Origin of the sequence: Paramicrobacterium chengjingii (assembly GCF_011751765.2) — a bacterium.
GTDB lineage: Bacteria > Actinomycetota > Actinomycetes > Actinomycetales > Microbacteriaceae > Paramicrobacterium > Paramicrobacterium chengjingii.
This window is the reverse complement of record NZ_CP061169.1, coordinates 625,850-643,732: the sequence shown is the minus strand read 5'-3', so window position 1 is coordinate 643,732 and position 17,883 is coordinate 625,850. Positions and strand designations below refer to the sequence as shown.

The 17,883-nt window shown below is 61.1% G+C and carries 15 protein-coding genes; 7 read left to right on the top strand and 8 right to left on the bottom strand.

Annotated features, from left to right (window positions below):
- Positions 1-3: 3 nt before the first annotated feature.
- Positions 4-1,539 (bottom strand): multiple monosaccharide ABC transporter ATP-binding protein, encoded by a 1,536-nt coding sequence (gene mmsA / locus HCR76_RS03210; RefSeq protein ID WP_166984754.1) that lies wholly within the window; start codon positions 1,537-1,539, stop codon positions 4-6.
- Between the two features lie 68 nt (positions 1,540-1,607).
- Positions 1,608-2,717: a substrate-binding domain-containing protein gene (locus tag HCR76_RS03205; protein ID WP_166984756.1), complete on the bottom strand. Its 1,110-nt coding sequence runs from the start codon at positions 2,715-2,717 to the stop codon at positions 1,608-1,610.
- A gap of 421 nt (positions 2,718-3,138) precedes the next feature.
- On the opposite strand from HCR76_RS03205, the gene xylA reads away from it, so the two are divergent.
- The 6 genes from xylA (at position 3,139) to HCR76_RS03175 (ending at position 10,216) form a co-directional block, all read left to right on the top strand.
- Positions 3,139-4,332 carry a xylose isomerase gene (gene xylA, locus HCR76_RS03200; protein WP_166984758.1) on the top strand — a complete coding sequence of 398 codons (1,194 nt, stop codon included), beginning with the start codon at positions 3,139-3,141 and terminating at the stop codon, positions 4,330-4,332.
- Between the two features lie 87 nt (positions 4,333-4,419).
- Entirely contained in the window at positions 4,420-5,814 is a 1,395-nt protein-coding gene (xylB, locus tag HCR76_RS03195) for a xylulokinase (RefSeq protein WP_166984760.1), read from the top strand.
- Between the two features lie 59 nt (positions 5,815-5,873).
- Positions 5,874-6,911, top strand: a complete 1,038-nt coding sequence (locus tag HCR76_RS03190; protein ID WP_166984762.1) for a LacI family DNA-binding transcriptional regulator — start codon at positions 5,874-5,876, stop codon at positions 6,909-6,911.
- A gap of 137 nt (positions 6,912-7,048) precedes the next feature.
- The gene (locus HCR76_RS03185; RefSeq protein ID WP_166984764.1) at positions 7,049-8,326 is read left to right on the top strand and encodes an ABC transporter substrate-binding protein; all 1,278 of its coding nucleotides are present in this window, start codon (positions 7,049-7,051) and stop codon (positions 8,324-8,326) included.
- A gap of 70 nt (positions 8,327-8,396) precedes the next feature.
- Positions 8,397-9,287, top strand: a complete 891-nt coding sequence (locus HCR76_RS03180) for a carbohydrate ABC transporter permease (protein ID WP_166984766.1) — start codon at positions 8,397-8,399, stop codon at positions 9,285-9,287.
- On the top strand, positions 9,284-10,216 hold the full coding sequence (locus HCR76_RS03175) for a carbohydrate ABC transporter permease (RefSeq protein WP_166984768.1): 933 nt from the start codon (positions 9,284-9,286) through the stop codon (positions 10,214-10,216). The genes HCR76_RS03180 and HCR76_RS03175 overlap by 4 nt, the downstream gene beginning before the upstream one ends.
- 88 nt (positions 10,217-10,304) lie before the next feature.
- Here the strand turns inward: HCR76_RS03175 and HCR76_RS03170 are convergent, their stop codons facing one another.
- The 6 genes from HCR76_RS03170 to HCR76_RS03145 all read right to left on the bottom strand — a co-directional run bounded on the left by HCR76_RS03170 (position 10,305) and on the right by HCR76_RS03145 (position 16,630).
- Positions 10,305-11,060 (bottom strand): dienelactone hydrolase family protein, encoded by a 756-nt coding sequence (locus HCR76_RS03170; protein ID WP_166984770.1) that lies wholly within the window; start codon positions 11,058-11,060, stop codon positions 10,305-10,307.
- 485 nt (positions 11,061-11,545) lie between these two features.
- On the bottom strand, positions 11,546-12,430 hold the full coding sequence (locus HCR76_RS03165) for a carbohydrate ABC transporter permease (RefSeq protein ID WP_166987908.1): 885 nt from the start codon (positions 12,428-12,430) through the stop codon (positions 11,546-11,548).
- Positions 12,431-12,447: 17 nt separating this feature from the next.
- The gene (locus HCR76_RS03160; RefSeq protein ID WP_166987911.1) at positions 12,448-13,425 is read right to left on the bottom strand and encodes a carbohydrate ABC transporter permease; all 978 of its coding nucleotides are present in this window, start codon (positions 13,423-13,425) and stop codon (positions 12,448-12,450) included.
- Between the two features lie 41 nt (positions 13,426-13,466).
- Complete coding sequence (gene ngcE, locus HCR76_RS03155; protein ID WP_166984771.1) at positions 13,467-14,879, bottom strand: N-acetylglucosamine/diacetylchitobiose ABC transporter substrate-binding protein; 1,413 nt, start codon at positions 14,877-14,879, stop codon at positions 13,467-13,469.
- 81 nt (positions 14,880-14,960) lie between these two features.
- Positions 14,961-15,716: a sugar isomerase domain-containing protein gene (locus HCR76_RS03150; RefSeq protein ID WP_166984773.1), complete on the bottom strand. Its 756-nt coding sequence runs from the start codon at positions 15,714-15,716 to the stop codon at positions 14,961-14,963.
- A complete protein-coding gene (locus HCR76_RS03145) occupies positions 15,713-16,630 on the bottom strand; it encodes a MurR/RpiR family transcriptional regulator (protein ID WP_235934347.1) in 918 nt (305 codons plus the stop codon). Before HCR76_RS03145 ends, HCR76_RS03150 begins: the two co-directional genes overlap by 4 nt.
- 134 nt (positions 16,631-16,764) lie before the next feature.
- Here HCR76_RS03145 and HCR76_RS03140 point away from each other — a divergent pair, with 134 nt between their 5' ends.
- Positions 16,765-17,739, top strand: a complete 975-nt coding sequence (locus HCR76_RS03140; protein WP_166984775.1) for an N-acetylglucosamine kinase — start codon at positions 16,765-16,767, stop codon at positions 17,737-17,739.
- The last annotated feature ends 144 nt before the right edge of the window (positions 17,740-17,883 follow it).

Sequence of the window (17,883 nt, the reverse complement as noted above, 5' to 3'; positions counted from 1 at the left end):
ACTTCAGTCCTTTCCCGCTGTCATGTACTCCATGAGCACTTCCTGCGTAGCGTCGGCACGGGCGACTTCGCCCGTGAGCCGTCCTTCAGATATTGCATAGATCCGGTCAGAGAGGCCGAGAAGCTCTGGCAGCTCTGACGAGATGACGACGACGGCTTTTCCCTGCGCCGCCAGCTCGTTGATGATTCCGTAGATCTCGTATTTCGCTCCCACGTCAATCCCGCGGGTCGGTTCATCGAGAAACAGCACGTCAGGGCCGGTGAAAATCCACTTCGAGAGCACGACCTTCTGCTGATTTCCGCCGGACAGCTTGCCCGTAATCGCCGAGACGGAAGGCGCTTTGATGTTCATCTTCTCGCGGTACGAATCGGCAACCTTGTGCTCACGGTAGCGGTCGACCACTCCGGCGCGCGAGAGCTTCGGAAGCGCCGCTGATGAGATGTTCTCGGCGATGTCTTTGATCAGGTTGAGCCCGTAACGCTTGCGGTCTTCTGTCGCATAGGCGAGACCATGGCTGATCGCCTCTCCCACCGACCGCGCCTGGATCTCTGTGCCGTTCTTGTAGATGCGGCCAGAGATCTTCGTGCCGTACGAATGTCCGAAGACGCTCATGGCCAACTCGGTTCTTCCGGCGCCCATGAGCCCGGCGAAGCCGACGATCTCCCCCGCACGCACAGTGAAGGATGCTCCGTCAACGACTTTTCGCGCGGTATCGACCGGGTGGTAGACGGTCCAGTCCTCAACACGCAGCACCTCTTCGCCGATGTCGGGGTCCCGGGGCGGGAAGAGATTGTTGAGGTCGCGACCGACCATCGAGCGGATGATCCGATTCTCGGTAGCCGTTTCTTCAGACATCGAGAACGACTCGATCGTCTTTCCATCACGAATGATGGTGACGCTGTCGGCGATGCGCTTAATCTCTTTGAGCTTGTGAGAGATGATGATGCTCGTGATGCCCTGCTCGCGCAGTTGCTCGATCAGTCCGAGCAGGTGCGCCGAGTCCTCGTCATTGAGCGCCGCTGTCGGCTCGTCGAGGATGAGCAGCTTCACGTTCTTCGACAACGCTTTCGCAATCTCGACGAGCTGCTGCTTTCCTACGCCGAGTTCAAGCACGGGAGTTGACGGATTCTCACGCAGACCGACGCGCTTCAACAGCTTTGCCGCTTCTGCGTTCGTCGAGTTCCAGTCGATGACGCCGCGCGTCTGCTGCTCGTTGCCGAGAAAGATGTTCTCGGCGATCGAAAGGTAGGGACTAAGCGCAAGCTCCTGATGGATGATGACGATTCCATCTCGCTCACTGTCGTTGATCGATTTGTAGCCGACGTCGTGCCCGTCGAACTGGATGTCGCCGGTGTAGGTTCCTGCCGGATAGACGCCGCTGAGCACCTTCATGAGCGTCGATTTGCCGGCGCCGTTCTCACCGCAGATTCCGTGGATCTCACCGCGGTGCACTTCGAGAGAGACGCCGTCGAGGGCCTTCACCGGCCCAAAATTGATGGCGATGTCAGACATCGTCAGGATGCTTGGTGACTGCTGCATAGGGAATTCTTTCCGTGTCTTCGATGACATGCCGAGTGCGGCCGGCGCAGAACGCCGGCCGCACGAGGTCACAGTCCGAGCTCGGAGGCGTCGATGAAGCCCGAGTCGATGATCTCCTCTTGCACGTTGTCCTTCGTGACAACGACCGGGTCGAGCTGAGCCGTCGGAACGTCGAACTTCGTGTTGTCATACGTGACGTTGGTCTCGACCTCGTCACCGGCGACGATCTGCTTGATCATCTCAAAGACTGCCTCGCCGAGCTTGCGTGTGTCCTTGAGCACTGTCATCGCCTGCTCGCCGTCGAGGATGGCCTTGACGTTTGCCTTGTCTGCATCCTGACCGGTGATCAGCGGATAGTCCTCACCCGGCGCGTAACCTGCCGATTTGAGAGACGCTTCGATGCCGATGGCCAGGCTGTCGTTGGGAGACAGCACGACGTCGACCTTCTCGTCGCCCGAATAGAACGAGGTCAGCCGGTTGTCCATCTCAGCTTGCGCCTTGTCTGAGGCCCACCCTTGGATGCCGATCGATGCCCACTCGTCGTTCGACTTCGGCGATTTGCCGCTCGGAACCACAAGCTGCCCGTTTTCGACGTAGGGAAGCAGAACGTCCCAGGCGCCCGAGAAGAAGAACTTCGCGTTGTTGTCGTCGGGGCTTCCGGCGAACGGCTCGAGATTGAAAGGGCCCTCACCGTCGTCGAGGCCGAGCTGGTCGACGATGAACTCGCCCTGCATCTTTCCCACTTTCGCGTTGTCGAAGGTGGCGTAGTAGTCGATGTCTTCCGTGCCGTTGATGAGGCGGTCGTATGAGATCACGACAGCATCCTGCGTCTTCTTGGCCTCGCTCAGCACGGGAGAAAGCACTTCGCCATCAATCGGAGCGACGACGAGAATCTTCGCGCCTCCGGCGATCTGGTTCTGAATCTGGCTGATCTGCTCACTCGTCTTGTTGTCGGCGTATTGCAGGTCGACGGTGCAGCCTTCGTCTTTGAGCAGCGCTTCAAGCTGCTCGCCATCGTTGATCCACCGCTCGAGCGAACGGGTCGGCATCGAAATTCCGACGTTGCATTCGACATCGCCGCCCTCGGTAGCGCCCTCTGCGTCGGATGAGCACGCTGCGAGTCCCGCGGCCATGAGCCCAACGGCTCCGAGAGCCAGGACCTTTTTGGTTATGGACATGTGCTGATTTCCTCTCTGAAATGCGATCACGTCGTCAGCCGTACCGTGTTGCGAAGCGCGAACTGCGTGTTCACCTTCGCCTCGTCGCGGTGTTGTTCGCTGCTGTGCGGCTTTGTTGACGGAGAAAACATAACCGAAAAATCGTGCTTTGTCTACGCCGCAAACAAAGACCATTGTCGACGGGATTTGCGGGTTACCCGCTGACCACACCGTGATCCCCGCGTTCTTCGACAAAAAATTGATTCGTTGCGTGGCACGCTAAAGGAATCGATGAGCCCAGCGGGGAGAGTTGTTTTATCACCGACGCACGCCGCAAAAGCTGCCCTGAATCACCTGCCGGGCTTTCGCGAACAGCATCCGTGATCTAATATGTTGTGCAGATCGACAAATCATCGACGGTGCTGACACAGACGGAGTTTTCATGAGCCTCACACCCACACGCGACGACAAGTTCTCGTTCGGACTCTGGACGATCGGGTACAACGGAACCGACCCCTTCGGCGGACCGACACGCGCACCCCTCGACGTTGTGCACGGGGTCGAGAAGTTGAGCGAGCTTGGCGCATACGGCCTCACATTCCACGACGACGACCTGTTCGCCTTCGGCTCGACAGACGCTGAGCGCCAGACGCAGATCGACCGTCTCAAGCAGGTGCTTGCCGACACCGGAATCGTCGTTCCCATGGTGACGACGAACCTCTTCTCTGCCCCCGTTTTCAAAGACGGCGGCTTCACGTCGAACGACCGCTCGGTTCGCCGGTTCGCGCTGCGCAAGGTGCTGCGCAACATCGACCTCGCCGCAGAGCTCGGCGCACAGACGTTTGTCATGTGGGGCGGACGCGAAGGCGCCGAATACGACTCGGCGAAAGATGTTCAGGCCGCTCTCGAGCGCTACCGGGAGGCCGTAAACCTGCTCGGCCAGTACGTGACAGACAAGGGCTACGACATCCGCTTCGCGATTGAGCCGAAGCCGAACGAGCCGCGCGGAGACATTCTGCTGCCGACGCTCGGCCATGCCCTCGCCTTCATCGAGACGCTCGAACGCCCAGAGCTCGTCGGCATCAACCCCGAGGTGGGGCACGAGCAGATGGCCGGCCTCAACATGACGGCGGGCATCGCCCAGGCGCTCTACCAGGGCAAGTTGTTCCACATCGACCTCAACGGGCAGCGTGGCATCAAGTACGACCAGGATCTCGTGTTCGGGCATGGGGACCTGCAGAACGCGTTTTCTCTCGTCGACCTGCTCGAGAACGGCGGCCCGAACGGCGGCCCATCGTACGATGGCCCACGCCACTTCGATTACAAACCGAGCCGTACCGAAGATGAGAGTGGTGTCTGGGACTCGGCAGCGGCAAACATGCGCACCTACCTGCTGCTCAAGGAGCGGGCCGCCGCATTCCGCGCTGACCCCGAGGTGCAGCAGGCATTTGCGGCTGCCCGCGTCGACGAGCTGTCGACGCCGACGCTGGGCGATGGCGAGAGCTACGACGCTCTGCTCGCCGATCGTGCGTCGTACGAGGACTTCGACTCTGACGCCTACTTCAACGGCAAAGGCTTCGGCTTCGTCCGGCTTCAGCAGCTGATGGTCGAGCACCTCATGGGAGCTCGCGGCTAACAGCATCCACGTGTCGCGCATGTCCGCTTCCAGGCGAGCAACCAGGGCGGTCATGTGCGGCATCCATTTCGGCATGAGAGGCATCAGATGACGCTGGTCGCGGGCATCGACTCGTCAACGCAAAGCTGCAAGATCGTGATTCGGGATGCCGCGACGGGCGCCGTCGTGCGCCGGGGTCGCGCGTCGCACCCCGAAGGCACCGAAGTAGCGCCAGCGGCGTGGTGGAGCGCGCTGCAGATGGCGATTGCCGACGCGGGCGGAATCGACGATGTGTCGGCAATCTCGGTTGCCGGCCAGCAGCACGGCATGGTGGCGCTCGACGCCGATGGCGCTGTCATTCGCGACGCTCTGCTGTGGAATGACACGCGCAGTGCCGACGCTGCCCGGGATCTCATTGCAGAGGTCGGGGCCGACGGCTACGCGCGCCGAGTCGGCATCGTCCCCGTTGCCTCATTTACTGCGTCGAAGCTGCGATGGCTGCGCGACGTGGAGCCAGAAAATGCTGCGCGCGTTGCCGCCGTCGCGTTGCCACACGACTGGCTCACGTGGCGACTGCGTGGTTACGGCCCCGTCGACGACTCCACGCTGGGTCCTGATCTTCGCCAGCTGACAACCGACCGATCCGATGCCTCAGGAACGGCGTATTGGTCAGCCGAACGCAATGCCTATGATGACGAGCTCTTCGAGCTCGCGCTCGGACACGGCGCGATTCTTCCGCGTGTGCTCCAACCCGGTGATCGTGCGGGAACAACTCCGGGCGGGGCCATTGTCGGCGCGGGTGCCGGCGACAATGCGGCTGCAGCACTCGGCCTCGGCGCAACACCCGGTGATGTCATTGTCTCGATCGGCACGTCGGGAACGGTCTTCGCCGTCACAGACAGGCCCACCCACGATTCCTCGGGAACGGTCGCCGGGTTCGCGTCGGCAGACGGCACGTACCTTCCCCTCATCGCAACGCTCAATGCGGCGCGGATTCTCGACGCCATCGCACGCCTGCTCGACGTCGACCACGGCGCCCTCGGAGCACTGGCGCTTGAGGCAGACCCTGGTGCGAACGGGCTCGTGCTTCAGCCGTACTTCGAGGGAGAGCGCACCCCCAACCGTCCCGACTCCACGGCGACGCTTTTCGGCATGACTCTGAGTTCTGCAACGCGGCCGAACCTCGCGCGTGCCGCCGTCGAAGGAATGCTGTGCGGGCTCGCAGACGGGCTCGACGCCGTTCGCCGCCAGGACGTCGGCTCTGACCGCATCCTCATGGTGGGTGGGGCCGCCCAGAACCCGGCGGTGCAGCACGTTGCCGCACAGGTCTTCGATGTTCCCGTCGTCGTGCCCGAACCGGGCGAATACGTTGCCGATGGCGCCGCCGTCCAGGCGGCGTGGGCGCTGAGCGGAGTGCGCCCCGTGTGGCCCCTGTCAATCAGCGCGACTCCGACTCCCGATTACCGCCAGTCCATCAGAGAGCAGTACGTCGCACGGGCCTGATTGCGTGCCGGGACGAGTTGCTTGGTAACGTTTCCTCAAGCATTGTCCCGAGGAGAGCGATGGCGCCCGACGAAGAACGCGGCCGGCCCGGCCGAGCACAACCGACGATGAATCATGTTGCCGCACGTGCGGGCGTCGGCCTTTCGACAGTGTCTCGGGTCGTGAACGGCGACCCGCACGTGAGCACGGCGAAGAGCGCAGCGGTGCAGCGGGCGATTGAAGAGCTCGGCTATCGTCGCAACGAATCTGCGCGCCAGTTTCGCACAGGTGCAACCGAGACAGTCGGCCTGGTGATTGAAGATGTCACCGACCCGTTCTTCTCTCAGCTGTCGCAGTCCGTCGAAGACGTCGCGCGAGACCGCGGCTCCATGCTTCTCGTCGCCTCGTACCGGCGGGAGAATGACCGTGCTCGCCAGATCATCCACTCGCTGAGTGCCCGACGCTTAGAAGGCATTGTCGTCACGCCGTCTGAGCGGGGCGATGTGAGCTACTACGCCTCAGAGCTCAACTCCGGGCTGCAGATGGTGTTCGTCGATCGCCCGGCACCGGGCCATATTGCGGATGCCGTTATCACGGACAATCGCGCCAGCTGCCGTGACGGCGTCGCACACCTCATTGCTCAAGGTCACCGGCGCATCGCATGTCTCACCGACCGAGCACACCTGTACACGACGCTCGAACGCCTCGCCGGGTATCGCGATGCGATCGAGGCAGCGGGGCTCACATACGACCCGGTTCTGGTGCATTCGTCGGTCCCCGACGATGGCCAGCACAGGGTCGCGCTCGCGCGAATGCTTGACTCGGCAGCTCCACCGACGGCAATCTTCACGTGCAATAACCGGGCGACGATCAGCGTCTTGAAGGGCCTCAGCCTTCGAGACGAGAAGCCTGCGTTGCTTGGCTTTGACGATCTCGAACTCGCCGGCTCGCTCACCCCGGGACTTTCTGTGATCGCGCAAGACCCGTTTGCCATGGGTCGCATCGCTACCGAGCAGTTGTTTCAGCGCATCGATGGTTACCGGGGCCCGGCCCGCACCACGATGCTCCCCGCGACGCTCGTCACCCGCGGGTCGGCCGAGACGGGTCCACCGCGCTGACTTCGCGGCCCGCGGCCCCGATCAGACATCACAATTCGGTATGGACCGACCAACTCGACTTGCATTTGGCAACGTTTTCAGACTTGAATATGAGAACCGAGAATTCGGCACTGCACAGTTCCAATGGAGGAAGCACCATGCGCAAGAGGATGTCCATTCTGGCCGGGGCGCTCGCCGTCGGCCTCGCACTCACGGGGTGCTCATCAGGGAGCTCCAACGGCTCTGACCCCGAAAACCCTGACCAGGTCGAGGTTTTCACGTGGTGGGCCTCAGGCTCTGAGAAGGCCGGCCTTGACTCGCTCGTCAAGGAATTCAACTCCCAGTACCCTGACATCGAGTTCATCAACGCCGCTGTCGCCGGCGGCGCGGGCTCGAACGCCAAAGCTGCTCTAGCCTCGCGCCTCGAATCGAACAACCCACCCGACACGTTCCAGGCCCACGCCGGAGCTGAACTGTCCGACTACATCGCAGCCGAGCAGATCCAAGACCTGAGCGGGCTCTACGACGACCTCGGTCTCAACGATGTCTTCCCCGCAGACCTCATTGAGCGCCTCACTGTCGACGGCAAGATCTATTCGGTGCCGAGCAACATCCACCGTGCCAACGTCACGTGGGTGAACACTCAAGTGCTTAAGGATGCTGGCCTCGACCCGACAAAGGCTCCGGAATCGATCGATGCGTGGATCTCCGACCTGCAGAAGGTCAAGGACTCCGGCGTCGACACACCGCTCGCGCTCGGCACCGAGTTCACGCAGATGCAGCTGCTCGAGAACGTGCTCATCGCCGACCTCGGCCCCGATGGCTACGCCGGCCTCTGGGACGGATCGACAGCCTGGGACAGCGACGGCGTGAAGAAGGCAGTCGACCAGTACGACCAGCTGATGGACTTCGTCAACCAGGACTACGCAGGGCTTGACTGGGATGCTGCAACGCAGATCGTGATCGACGGAAACGCGGCCTACAACGTGATGGGCGACTGGGCTGAAGCAGCGTTCACGCAGGCAGGCCAGACCTGGGGAACCGAGTACACGACGTGGCCGACGCCTGGCACTGACGGGGTCTTCGACTTCCTTGCCGACTCGTTCACGCTCCCCGTCGGAGCGCCGCATGAGACGGCAGCGAAAGACTGGCTGACCACGATCAGCTCCGCAGAGGGCCAGAAGGCATTCAACACGGTGAAAGGCTCGATTCCAGCCCGTACGGACGCTGACCCCGCGGACTACGGCGAGTACCAGCAGAGCGCCATGAAGTCCTTCGCGGAGGACGCGATCGTCAGCTCGCTCGCACACGGTGCCGCTGCACCGATCGCATGGTCGAGCGACATCTCGTCAGCCGTCGGAAAGTTCGGTTCCGACCGAGACCAGGATGCCCTGATCCAGGCGCTCGTCGCAGCGGCTGAATCAGCTCTGTCCTAGACAATCTGATCCATGGGGCCCGGTTGCGTGACGCAGCCGGGCCCGCGGAATGCGAGGAGAACGAACAACCGTGCGCAAAGGCATACGCAATTGGGGTCCGCCAGTACTGCTGCTGACGCCAAGCCTCATTCTTGTCGCGATCTTCGTCTACGGACTGATCATCGCGAACATCCAGACGTCAATGACCGACCGCCATTCCCTCGCAGCAGAAGGGGCGTTCGTCGGCTTCCAGAACTACATCACACTGCTCACTGAGGGCCGGTTTCTTCACTCGCTCCTGAACCTTGTTGTGTTCACCGTCGTCTTCATCGCTGGCACGATGATCTTCGGCTTCATCTGGGCCTGGCTGCTCGACAAAGGCGTCAAGGCCGAGGGCGTGTTCCGCTCGGTATATCTCTTCCCGATGGCCGTCTCGTTCGTCGCCTCCGGTGTCGTCTGGCGGTGGCTGCTCAACAGCGCGGAGGGCGATAGAGCGTCTGGGCTCAACAGGATGCTGCAGACCTTCGGTCTTGATTTCTTGCAGAACTCCTGGTGGAACGAACCGATCTGGGGCATGGCGGCGATCGCGATGCCCGCGATCTGGCAGCTGTCTGGGTACATCATGGCTCTGTTCCTCGCCGGCTTCCGCGGAATCCCTGACGAGCTCCGCGAGGCAGCACGCATGGACGGCGCAAGCGAGTGGAAGCTGTACCGTCACGTGATCTTCCCGCAGCTCAGCCCCATTGCGCTGTCGGCGCTCATCATCGTCAGCCACATGTCATTGAAGGTCTTCGACCTCATCATGGCCGTGACGAAGGCGATCTACCAGACAGAGGTTCCTGCCACATACATGTGGGTGGCGTTGACGTCCAACGATTACGCGAAGGCCTCGGCTATCGCGACGGTGCTGCTGGTCATCGCATCACTGTTCATCATTCCGTACCTGATTCATACGATGCGAGAAGAGAAGAGGTCGTCATGAGCGAGGTAACCCAGACCGACCTCTCGAGCGGAGTTGCACAGAAGTCCTCAACGGGCGCAGCCCCGACGGGCAAAGGGCCCAAGTTTGTTCTCGGCCGCACGGCCAAGTACGCACTTCTGCTGTTCTTCGTCATCATCGTGCTCATGCCGGTCTACGTGCTGCTTGTCACAAGCTTCAAGCCACCCGCCGACGTCAACCCGGAATCGTCGTGGGGTCTCCCCCTCCACTGGCCCTGGGAGTCTGTCAACGGCGGGCCGACCGGATTCGACAACTGGGTGACAGCGTGGGACGCTCTTGCCCCGGCGCTCGGGCGCACCTTCCTCCTTGCGATACCCGCCGCGCTAATCGCGGCAATGCTCGGCTCCATGAACGGCTTTGTGTTGTCGCGCTGGCGCTTTCCGCACGCGAGTCTTGTCTTCACGCTGATCCTGTTCGGCATGTTCATTCCCTACCAAGCAGTGCTGACGCCCCTCGTCCAGATGAAGACAGAACTCGGACTGCCGAGCAACATTTCGACGCTGCTGATCGTGCACGTCATCTACGGCCTGCCGATCTGCACGCTCATTTTCCGCAACTATTACGAGGGGGTTCCGATCGAGCTCATGGAGGCCTCGCGCATGGACGGGGCGGGGATGCTGCGCAGCTACGCCTCGATCATTCTGCCGCTGTCGCTGCCCGGCTTCGTCGTGACAATCATCTGGCAGTTCACGAGCGCGTGGAACGACTACCTGTTCGCCTTGTTCCTGACCGACGTTCAAGGCGGCCCTGTGTCACTCGCACTTAACAACCTCGCGCAGGGAGCTCAACTTGCCAACTACGGCGCGGCGATGGCCGGTGCGCTCATTGCATCGTTCCCGACCCTGCTCGTCTACATCATTCTCGGCAAGTACTTCATCGGCGGCCTCATGAGCGGATCGGTGAAGAGCTAGCTGTAGGAGACCACGACGTTGTTGACGCCCTCTTGCTCTGAACGTCACGTTCGGAGTTAGAGCAATTCCTCACCGAACCGGCATCCTCTCAGCCAACACTTGAGCCCAGATGGCGTGCGAAGAAGCGAGCGGCATCCTCACCCGCAAAGTGCGGGACGCCCGTGTGGCCACCCATGTTGGCGCAGAGCGTCTTCTCGGTCGATGCGAAGGCATCGAAGAGATCGAGAGCCATTCCTCGGTCATTCCCCTCGTCATCCCACTGGAGGAGAACGTGCAGCGGGATGGTGATCTGGCGCGCCTCTTCGATTGTGGCGCGCGGCACGTAACTGCCAGCGAAGAGTCCGGCTGCCGCGATACGTGAGTCGATCGCGGCGAGGCGTGTGCCAATCGCGATCACTCCGCCCGAGTATCCGACCTTCTCGCCGATCTCAGGGCGGTCGAGGACCTCGTCGAGGGTGATCTGCCACTCGGGCACCGCCTGATCGACGAGCGAAAGGATCAAACGGTCGATAACGTCCGCTCCGGGCTGGTCGCCGGCGGAGACTGCGCGGCTGAGGTCTGCTCGAGCCTGCTCCACATCGGGCAGCGGGGTGCGAGTGCCCGCCCCGGGCAGCTCTATGGAGATCGCAGCGAAGCCGTGCGCTGCGGCGCTGAGCGCTCGTGCAACCAGACGGGGATACATCCGCCTGATCCCAAATCCGCCGGGCTGGCCAATCAGAATGAGTGGAACTGGCGTAGACGAGGACGCTGCCGCTGGCGTCCACAAGATACCGGAAAAATCACCGAGAGTGAACTCACGCTCGGTGATGCCCTCGTCGAGAAACTGTTCAGAGATAAAGTGCATGGTCGTACCTTTCGGGAGTGCTGTAAATATGCGGCACTCCCGGACGACCTATCGCCCGACCGTGACTCCTCGGAGGAGCACCAACGTCAATTTGTTCACGGGTAACACCTCCTCTGATTCCGGCACGGACGTCCTAGCGTATCAGCGCCTACCTGGCGAAGATGAGCGGCACAAATACCTCGTCAACGATCGCGATGATCTACGTGGGTCGTCTGCAGCCTTATCCGAAGATGGGAATCGCCCGGAGTGACAGTCGTCAAAATTGGGACAGGCATCTGTGCCGTCGTTTCCGGAGTCAGCTGTGGTTTCACGTTCGCTGAGGTACTGATTGTTGTTGCCCTGACAATCGCGGCACAAGCCAAGATCGTTCATCGCTGTGCTCTGGCGCTACCTGGGCCCGTCTCTCAGTGACGCGGCCCTCTACCTCGCACGAACGGCGCATCCGCCCCGGGAATCGAGCCGGATGCGCCGTTGAGAACTGGTTGTTACTTCATCGTGCCCTGCGATACGGACCCCTGCAGCTGACGCTGGAAGATCACGTAGATGATCAGCACGGGGACGACGGTAATAATGACCGCAGCGAACAACGCTCCGAAGTTGACGGCGTAACCGGCCGACGACGCGAAGGCAGCCATACCTTGCGAGAGCACGTAGTTGCTCTGGTCAGTGTTCAACGCGATCGGCAGAATGAACTGATTCCACAATCCGAGAAAGTTGAAGATCGCCACGGACGCCATGCCTGGCTTCGCCATCGGCAGCATCACCTGGAAGAATGTGCGCCATTCGCTCGCACCATCAACGTATGCGGCCTCTTGAATCTCATCCGGCAGCGTCTTGAAGAACGCGAACAGGAAGAAGACGGTGAAAGGCAAAGCAAACGCCACGTACGTAATGATCAATCCAGGCAGCGTATTCAGCAGCCCCATATTGCGCAGGATGAAAAACAGCGGAACAATCGCGAGGAACACGGGAAACATCAGACCGGCGAGCATCAGATAGTAGATGGCTCGGCTGCCGGGAAACGCGAATCTCGCGAGCACGTACGCGCACATTGCACCGAGCACCATGACGAGCACGAGTGCGAATCCCACGACAATCACGGTATTGACAAACATCCGGCCGAAGCTGTACTGGTTCCATGCAGAGAGGTAGTTGGTCAGATCCCATGTCGCCGGCAGCCCGAAGGGCGACGCGAAGATCTCCTTCGTCGTCTTGAACGACGACATGAATGTCCACAACAGCGGAAGGACGACGACCGCCGACCACAGAATCAGCATCGCGTGCGAGATGCTTCCGACGGTCTTGTCGCTTCCCGACGTTTTCACCCTGCGCGTTGGACGCTGCGCGATTTCAGGTTCAACTCCGACCATTTGAACTGTCTCGTTGCTCATGAGCGACCTCCGTCGTCTTTGCCCCCGGTCAAACGGTTCACCGTGAAGACCGCAGCGGCGAACAGCAGAGTGATCACGGCGAGCACAACTCCCATAGCGCTCGCCTGACCGAACTGACCTTTGGTGAATGCCGTGCGGAACAGGTACTGCGACATAACGAGCGTCGTGTTGCTCGGGCCGCCAAACGGGTTGAGCGCCGCCATATAGACGAAGGCGTCGAGCGCCATAATGCCGACGTAAATGTATGCCGTCTGGATGTTGTCGCGAATCAACGGGATCGTGATCGAGATCGCCGTGCGGAAGCGCCCGGCACCGTCGATGCGCACTGCTTCGAACGTCTCGGCGGGAATGCCCTTAATCGCCGCAATGAAGAGCACCATGTAGAAGCCGACGAACCCCCAGACGATCACGAAGATCGTCGCCCAGATGGCCGTGCGCTCGTCACCGAGCCACGCGAAGCCTTCTGCCGAGTCGATCCCGAGTGAGGTCAGGATGCCGTTGAGCAAGCCTGAAGGCGTGTAGATCTGGGCCCAGAGGATGCCGATGACGATCGCGGGGATCACGTAGGGAAAGAACGAGACGACGCGGTAGAAGCTCGACGCACCAAGGCCCCTCACCTGACCGTGGCTTGGGCCACCAACCGTGATGAGCGTTGCGAATAGCAGAGCGATCGACAATGTGACGAGCGGCACGATGATGGCGAGCAGGATGTTGTTGCCCATCGACGTGATGAACGTCGAGTTCTGGAACAACTTGACGTAGTTGTCGATCCCGATGAAATTCATCTCGGGTGAAAAGCCTGTCCAGTCGGTCAGCGAATAGTAGACGGCCTGGGCGAAGGGAGAGATCACGAAGATCAGGAAAATCGCCAGCGGCAGTCCGAGAAAGACGGCCATGAAGCTCACGTAATCGAACGTGAGCTTACGCCGGCGCCTTCGGGGAGCCTTCTGAATGAGGCTCCCCGAAGGGCCCATGGTCGCGGCTAGCGCGCGCCCTGGGTCAGCACCGGCCGCGGTCACTTGACTTCAATCTTGTCGACGGAATCGTCGTTGCGAATGTTGTCGGTGAGACCCTGCAGCTTCTTCGTCAGGTCACCAACGGACATCTTTCCGTCGAGGAACGAGTTCCAGATAGGTAGCTGATCCTGGTTCATGCCGTACAGGTTGACGAACCGGAACGTGAAGACGTTTTCTCCCGCAGCATCCAGCATATTCGTCTGCGACACGAGTGCCGTCGAGCCGAATCCATCTTCTGGAACGACACCACTGACGATTGGCGGAGCGAGCTTTTCCTTTGCGAAGTTCGTTGCCGACTCCTTCGAGAGCATGACGCGCAGAAGCTCCTTGCCGCCGGCAACGTTCTTGCCCTGCGATGGCACGATGAACGGCTCACCGGCTTCGGAGTGGATCGCTTCGGCCGGCATCTTTCCGTTGCCGTCGACGCTGGGCTCCGGGATACCGACCATGTCGAAGCCATCCTTCGTCTGGTCCTTCATCTCGTTCTCAATCCACGAACCCGAGGGGTAGAGGATCGCCGACTGGTCGAGGCTCCACTGAGACTGGGCCTGCGTGAATTGGGTTCCCGAACCACCGGGCTTGATGTAGCCGGCGTCAATGATTTCTTTCATGGCGTTGAAGACATCCTGCACAGCGGGCTTCGACCAGCACCCATCCTCGAGATTCTCGAGAGCCAGACGCACCTCGTCTCCGCCCTGCTTGATCGCGGAGCCGATGGCGAGCGTCTGGTAGTAGGTAGCTGCTTCCTTGCCCCAGAGAAACAGGTATTTGTCCTGCTCCTTCGCCTTGGCGCCGAGATCCTTGAGGTCTGCCCACGTCGTCGGTGCCTCCCAGCCGTTCTCGTCGAACAGGCTCTTCGAGTACCACAGGCCATAAATGGTCATCACGTAGTTGAGAGCCGCGAACTTGTCCCCGAAGGTGCCCGGCTCCATAACGCCGCCATAGAGCGTGTCACGGATTTTGTCGCCCTCGAGGTTATTCGCGTCAATGACGTCGGTGAGGTCTTCGAGCTGGTCGAGGATCGTGTTGAAGCCGATGTTGCCTGCACCGGAGTTGTCAACGAGGTCCGGTGGGTTTCCACCGACGAAGCGGGGCTGCAGTTCTTGGCCGATCTGCGTCGATGCCGAGACCTTTGCCGTCACGCCTTCGTGATTCTTCTCGAGAATCTTCGCGGCAAACTCTGCATAGTCAGTGCCGTAGCCGCCGTCAAAGACAACGGCGTCGATCTTCGTGTCAGTAGCAAGGCCGAACGGGTTGTCGGCTGAGACCTCGCCTTTCGCGCCGCCTCCGCCTCCTCCGCCGCCTCCAGCTGCACATGAGGCGAGTGTTGTGGAGAACGGGATCAGCACCGCTGCTGCAACCGCTCCCCGCAGGATGTTCCTGCGATTTACAGAGACATTCTCGATGTTCATCGTAGTGTCTGCCTTCCAATTTATCGGGTGGTTCGGGGTCTGATGTGCCGAATACGTATGCTGTGACTCGGCAGTGCGCGCTCAGGCGCTGCGGCGGATCCGATCGCGGTACAGATCCTCCAGTGCATGGTTGTGCTCGTCACCTCCAGGGATGTTTGCCGAGATGTACATCGGAGGAACGTCCCCCAACTGTGAGAGTTTCTGGGCGACGCCGAGCGTCAGCAACTGGGCGATGAACGCTGCAGTGATTGACGAGATCGCGCCCGCGCTGACACCTTCGCTGAGCGTGAGTGTCGCGTCGCCGTACGGCGCAAGATTGTCGATGACCACATCGGCGATTTCGCTGAGACGACTGCCGCTCGCGTGCTTCGGCTCGACAGCAGCGGTGTGCTGCAAGCTCGTCACCGCGATCACGGGGTGCCCGAGCTCCTTCGCCTTGAGGGCAACGCCGACGATAGAGCCGTTGACGCCCGAGTTCGACGCGATGATGAAGACATCATTCGGACCGGTGAGCGACACGTCGAAGAGTTCGTCGACAACGGAGGTCTCGCGCTCAAGTGCGGAGCCGACGAGTTCTTGTGGACTGCGGCTTCCGTACAGCGCGACGTCGCGCAAAGCGATCTTGTTCGTCGGAATGAGACCCCCTGCGCGACCGGCGATCTCCATGGCGAACGCCTCAGAGTGCCCGGTTCCAAACGCCTGCACCACTCCGCCCGCGTTGATGGCGTCGACCATCAGCGCGATGGCGTCGTCAAGGCCTCCCGCTTCGGCATCCGCTGCCAGCTGCGTGAGACGCGTTGTCGCCTCGGCGAGAAAATCGGTGGGTGTCACGGTCATTCGGTGGGCTCCTTGATGCGAAGTGTCGGTCTGTCGTTCTTTCGTTTGGGTCGCTGCGGTCGGCGATGCCCAGATACGGCCATGGCGGATGCCGCAAGCCGCGTTGCCGTGTCGGCGAAGGTCTCTTGTGCAACCAGCAGGTACAGCAGGTCGAGCACCATGAGCTGAGAGTGCTTTGCCGACAGGTCGTCGGGCTGCAAGTACGGGTCGGGTGCGGCTGTGCCGATCGTCACGTCGGCGACATCGGCGAGCGGTGACGTGGACTCGTGTGTGATGGCGATCGTGAATGCGCCAGCGGATGCTGCCTGCGACAGCATCTGGATGGTCTCATCCGTTCGTCCGGAATTGGAGATACCGATCGCTACCGAATTCTTCGTCTGAAGGGCGGCACTCGTGAGCCCGCCATGAACCTCTTGCCAGTAGTGCGCGCTCACGCCGATCCGATAGAGGCGCGCCTGAAGTTCCTCTGCCATCACCCCGCTTCCGCCGATTCCGTAGATATCAAGGTGCCGGCACGTGGCGATCGCGCGCGAAACGCTCTGAACATCGTCAAGATCGACGAGCCTCGCCGTCGTCTCGATCGCGCGCACATGCTCGTTGAGAAGAGTGCGGACCACCTCGCGAGGTGTGTCTTCCGGGTGAAACTCGCGTCCGATATCGGCGCGCCATGATTCGTGCGCGTCGCCTCGACCGATGTCTGATGCCACCCCAACGCGAAATTGCGTGTACCCGGAGTACCCGATGACGCGACAGAAGCGAGTGACCGTCGCCGCGGACGTGCCTGCCCTTTCGGCGAGCTCTGTAATCGACAATTCGATCGGGGCAGAAGGGGTTTCGAGCAGAACCTCGGCGATCTTGACCATAGCCGCGGGCATGTCTGGCAGGCTTGCCTGCACGCGGCTCGAAACGGTCATACCGTTTTCGCCGTGTGGAACCTGTGACACCATTGCCTTCATGAAAATCCGCTCGCCGTTGGGAGATTTGTATGAAAACTATTCTTATTCCGCGCGAACGTCAACTCGACACCCGTCACGAATAGGTAACGAACATGCTTCACATCGGCATTGACGCTGGCGGCACGTCGACACGAGCGACGGTTGTCACGACAGCAGGCGAATGCGTCGGGTATGCGCAGGGTTCTGGCGGAAACCCGATCTCATCAGGAAAACAGAAGGCATCTGCCGCCGTCATATCCGCCGCAGAGACTGCCCTCAAGCGCGCGGATTCGACGCTCGCCGACGTCGGCAAGATCGTCCTCGCGATGGCCGGAAGCAGCGCGGGTGAATCAGGCGAGTGGCTCAGCGATCCGCTCCTCTCGCATGGCTTCAGCGGAACGCTCTCCTGGGAATCCGACCTTCTTGCAACGTATTTTTCCGGTGTATTTTCATCATTCGGCTACGCCGTTGTGTCCGGAACGGGTGCGGCTGTGATCCGAGTTGAGAATGGCCGGATCGCGAGCACAACCGACGGGCTGGGGTGGCTGCTCGGCGATCTCGGAAGCGGCTTCTGGATCGGCCACCACGTTGCTCTCGCCGTCATGGCTGAGATTGACGGTCGTGGACCGGCGACCACCCTGACCCCACGCCTGCTCGACATGCTGAAAGTGAGCAGCGACGGGCCATACGTGCAGGGCAGGCCCGCAACCCTCCCCCGGCTGATCACTGAGTTGTACGGACTGCGCCCCGTGGAGCTAGCCCAGTTTGCACCGCTTGCTTTTGCTGAATCGCGTGACGACGTCGCGAGAGGCATCCTCGATGAGGCAGGAACACTTCTCGCGCGTTCGGTTGTGACAGCGCACACGTCTCCCGGCCCTCTGGTCATCGGCGGAAGCGTGCTGGCACAGTCGGGCCGGCTCGCTGACGCCTTTGCAGCTCACCTCGCCGAGCACGACATCACGCCGGAAATCGTGCGCGTCTCTGATGGCGCCGTCGGATCGGCCGTGCTGGCACTGAGAAGGCTCGGGGTCGAGATCACAAGCGACGTATTCCATACGGTGACGACGACGGTTGCCCAACAACGCTGAGGCGCAGCCAGCAACGCTTCTCTGCCACAATGGAAGAATACGATTGAAAGGGTGTTGCGATGTCGATTGAACTCGTGCTGTGGTCGATTCTTGGTCTGATCGGGCTGGTCGGCGGCGTGCTCGGGATCGCAGCGAGCATAGCGA

Bases quoted from the DNA above. Each gene is read 5' to 3' on its own strand.
- mmsA (WP_166984754.1), bottom strand. From the start codon at position 1,539: ATGCAGCAGTCACCAAGCATCCTGACGATGTCTGACATCGCCATCAAT.
- HCR76_RS03205 (WP_166984756.1), bottom strand. From the start codon at position 2,717: ATGTCCATAACCAAAAAGGTCCTGGCTCTCGGAGCCGTTGGGCTCATG.
- xylA (WP_166984758.1), top strand. From the start codon at position 3,139: ATGAGCCTCACACCCACACGCGACGACAAGTTCTCGTTCGGACTCTGG.
- xylB (WP_166984760.1), top strand. From the start codon at position 4,420: ATGACGCTGGTCGCGGGCATCGACTCGTCAACGCAAAGCTGCAAGATC.
- HCR76_RS03190 (WP_166984762.1), top strand. From the start codon at position 5,874: ATGGCGCCCGACGAAGAACGCGGCCGGCCCGGCCGAGCACAACCGACG.
- HCR76_RS03185 (WP_166984764.1), top strand. From the start codon at position 7,049: ATGCGCAAGAGGATGTCCATTCTGGCCGGGGCGCTCGCCGTCGGCCTC.
- HCR76_RS03175 (WP_166984768.1), top strand. From the start codon at position 9,284: ATGAGCGAGGTAACCCAGACCGACCTCTCGAGCGGAGTTGCACAGAAG.
- HCR76_RS03170 (WP_166984770.1), bottom strand. From the start codon at position 11,060: ATGCACTTTATCTCTGAACAGTTTCTCGACGAGGGCATCACCGAGCGT.
- HCR76_RS03165 (WP_166987908.1), bottom strand. From the start codon at position 12,430: ATGGTCGGAGTTGAACCTGAAATCGCGCAGCGTCCAACGCGCAGGGTG.
- HCR76_RS03160 (WP_166987911.1), bottom strand. From the start codon at position 13,425: ATGGGCCCTTCGGGGAGCCTCATTCAGAAGGCTCCCCGAAGGCGCCGG.
- ngcE (WP_166984771.1), bottom strand. From the start codon at position 14,879: ATGAACATCGAGAATGTCTCTGTAAATCGCAGGAACATCCTGCGGGGA.
- HCR76_RS03150 (WP_166984773.1), bottom strand. From the start codon at position 15,716: ATGACCGTGACACCCACCGATTTTCTCGCCGAGGCGACAACGCGTCTC.
- HCR76_RS03145 (WP_235934347.1), bottom strand. From the start codon at position 16,630: ATGACCGTTTCGAGCCGCGTGCAGGCAAGCCTGCCAGACATGCCCGCG.
- HCR76_RS03140 (WP_166984775.1), top strand. From the start codon at position 16,765: ATGCTTCACATCGGCATTGACGCTGGCGGCACGTCGACACGAGCGACG.